Annotated in this window: 3 protein-coding genes and 1 pseudogene; all 4 read right to left on the bottom strand. The window is 72.1% G+C overall.

Annotated features, from left to right (window positions below; all coding sequences use genetic code 11):
- Nucleotides 1-1296: pseudogene (locus AB0B89_RS35955) on the bottom strand (hypothetical protein); the annotation flags it as partial.
- A 28-nt stretch (nt 1297-1324) separates the two neighbouring features.
- Complete coding sequence (locus AB0B89_RS35960; RefSeq protein WP_358562128.1) at nt 1325-1732, bottom strand: pilus assembly protein TadG-related protein; 408 nt, start codon at nt 1730-1732, stop codon at nt 1325-1327.
- A gap of 26 nt (nt 1733-1758) precedes the next feature.
- On the bottom strand, nt 1759-2181 hold the full coding sequence (locus AB0B89_RS35965; RefSeq protein WP_358562131.1) for a TadE family protein: 423 nt from the start codon (nt 2179-2181) through the stop codon (nt 1759-1761).
- The coding region (locus AB0B89_RS35970) for a hypothetical protein (protein WP_358562134.1) at nt 2172-2537 on the bottom strand (366 nt) is incomplete at its 5' end. The genes AB0B89_RS35965 and AB0B89_RS35970, both read right to left, overlap by 10 nt.

Below are 2537 nucleotides of genomic sequence, written 5' to 3' on the forward strand. Positions count from 1 at the left end.
GAGTCGAAGTCCGGTCATCCGGTGGCGGTCTTCGGGCCCCAGACCGGCTACTTCGCCCCGCAACTGCTCATGCTGGAGGAACTCTCCGGGTTCGATCTTTTCGGGCTTCTGCTGTTTCTCCACAGCCTTCACGGAAGGGGAGACGGTCGCCTGCGGGAGTTTGGGAATGGCCGAGACCGGGGGAACCTTGGGCACGGCGGGAAGGTGGTAGGTGCGCTGGGGCAGCGCGGGCGACGGCAGGACGATCTTCGTGTCGTCCTGCTTCGCGGTCTCGTCCTGCGCGCTCCTGCCCTCACCGGCCGGGTCCTTCGCGGCCTGGTCCTCCGCGACCGGGTTCTTGGTGGCCTGCTCCTTGGCGCCTTGGTCCTTCGCGCCTTGGTCCTTTGTGGTCAGGTCCTTTGCGGTCAGGTCCTTTGCGGTCTGGTGCTTCGTGGTGTCCGGGCGGACGAACTGCGTGCGGCCGTCCATCTCGGCGGGTTTCCCCGGGTGACGCTTGAGGGTCGTCTCCCGCTGCTCGTCGACGGGGACGACATGGACGTTCCTGGCGTCGTCCGGCATGTCGAGCACCCAGCCGGGCTTGATCAGGTCGGCCATCTGCAGCCGGGTGCCGTCGGGCTGCGCCTTGTGCTGGTTGAGGCGGTAGATCTCCGGATAGCGCCGCCCGTCCCCGAGGCACTTGTCGGCGATCTCCCAGAGGCTCTCGTGGTGGCGCCCGTGCGGGGGCTGGACCACGTACACCTTCTTGACCTGACGTACGACGTCGAGCGAGCCCCGCTCCTCGGGGATCGGCGTGGTGAGGGCCGCCGCCACCACTGAGGGCCGGGCCGGCGGCGGCCCGGAGGCGATGCCGGCGATCGGTATCGCGACGGCGGACACGGTGAACAGCATCAGCGCCGTGGAGACGAGCCGGTTGGCCAGCGCCTGCGGCCCGCCCGACAGCGGCACGCGTACGGGCATGCCGATGCGGCGGATGCCGGAGTACACCTCGACGATCACGCACAGGACGAGCTGGGACCAGGTGAGCCAGACCAGGAGCACGAGGATCGCGACGGCCGTGCTGGTGCTGATCTGCCTGGTGAGGAGGTCTCCGTTGAGCAGTTCCTCGGGCAGCGGCGGGCCCGCGAGCCGGAGGAGGGCGTAGGGGACGCCACCCATGAGCGCGGCCAGGGCGATGAGCGCCCCGATACCGGCGATCACGTCGCCGACCGTCCGTCGCGGCCGGATGCGCCGGGGCGGCGGTGCCGCCGGGGTGATCCCGGACGACGGGCGCGATGGGGGTCTGCGTTGCGTGGTCATCCCTCTCCCTCCTTCGTCTCCGCCCCGGTCACGGCTGCTGGTCGCCGGGATCGGGGCCCGCTGTGGCGACGCCGGACATGGTGGAGCCGGAGAATCCGAGCGCGGCGAGGAACACCGCGTCCCACCGGGCGCTCACCGCGACGGTCACCTCAGCCTGGCCCGCGCCGATCTGGCACCGGGTGAGCCGGATCTCGGTGTCGTCGTGCGCGCCGACGATCTTCTGGGCCCGGCCGCAGACCGCGCGGTCGTCACCGAGCAGGCGCACCTGGCCGGTGACCCGCAGGTTCTCGACGTCGATCTGGTCGGCCGCCGCCCGCGCCGCCTGCTCCGCGATGTCGGACGCGCGCAGCCGCGCGTTGAGGGCCGCGCCTCCGTCGACCAGGAGCCCGGCGAGCATGAACACCACCACGGAAAAGATCACGACAAATACTGACATCGAGCCTTGGTCTTCCGGGAGCCGTCTCACTCGACCCTCCGGAACTGCTCCAGCGGCACCACCGAGTCGCCCTTCATCTGCTTGAGCGCGCCGAACCCGAGGAAGTCGAGCTTCAGCTCACAGGTCACGGTCGCCCGTACGCTGCCGCCCTCCGTCCAGTCGCTGCCGGAGAGGCTGACCTTCGGGCCGCACTGGTCGCCGAGCGCGGACTCGGCGGCGTCGCGCGCGGCCCTCTCGGCCCCCGCGAGGGTGCGCTGGACGGAGGCGGCGCGCGCGGCGTCCCTGGCGGCCCCGTTGACCTCGCCCTGCGCCTCGACGACGCGGCCCGCCCCGACGAGGAACATCAGGAAGAGCAGGAAGACGGGCGCCAGCATCACGGTCTCGACCGCCATCGACCCCCGGTCGGGAGCACGCGCGAGGACCCTGCGGCCGAGCGCTGTCAGCCGCACGCGCCGCTCCCGTCGTCGGGGCGGAAGCACTCCACCGGGCCGCCGAACCGGGAGGTGATGGTGAACGCCGTGCGGGGCAGCAACGGGACCACCGAGACGCCTCCGCCGGTCACCTCGACGCCGCGCTCGCCGGCCCGCTCCCACGCGTGCGCGGTGGCGCCCGCGAGCAGCCGGGGGCCGACGGTCCGTACGACCCGCAGTGCCCTGGCCTCGGCCCGGCCCTGCCAGCCGCTGCCGGAGGCCCCGGCGGCGCGCGCGACGCCCCTGCGGATCGACCTCGCCGGGTGCGACACCTTCCTTGAGGCCGTCGACAGGACCCGGGCCACCTGCATCCAGGCCTGGAGCAACGACATCCC

Source organism: Sphaerisporangium sp. NPDC049002, from assembly GCF_040649355.1.
Taxonomy (GTDB): domain Bacteria; phylum Actinomycetota; class Actinomycetes; order Streptosporangiales; family Streptosporangiaceae; genus Sphaerisporangium.

Excerpts from the sequence above, each read along its gene's own strand:
- AB0B89_RS35960 (WP_358562128.1), bottom strand. The coding sequence starts at position 1,732 with ATGTCAGTATTTGTCGTGATCTTTTCCGTGGTGGTGTTCATGCTCGCC.